This window comes from Crenobacter sp. CS_VA4, assembly GCF_055597485.1.
In genome coordinates, this window is sequence record NZ_JBVMAE010000161.1 from 1 (window position 1) to 252 (window position 252).

Below are 252 nucleotides of genomic sequence, written 5' to 3' on the forward strand. Positions count from 1 at the left end.
GTCGTGATGCCCTCTGGCACGTCCTCTTCGACCGAGGCCAGCCAGATCATCGCATCCGCCTGCGGCCGTCCCTCAGCGGTGGAGCCGACCCCCACCCGGAAGCCGCCTCGATGCCCACGCCGCGTATGCGGGAGACTCTCGAACCCGTAGGCGGAGAGGGCGGCACCGCCCGGATCTGCGCCGACCAGGGACAGTTGTGCGGCGCTGAAGCGCAGACACAGCTGCACGATCAGGGCCCTCGCCGCCGCCTGG

The 252-nt window shown here is 71.0% G+C and carries 1 protein-coding gene; it reads right to left on the reverse strand.

Going from position 1 to position 252, the window contains the following annotated elements:
- A partial coding sequence (locus tag ACZ2IA_RS23155) for a hypothetical protein (RefSeq protein ID WP_470294928.1) occupies positions 1 to 252 on the reverse strand: 252 nt, incomplete at both ends.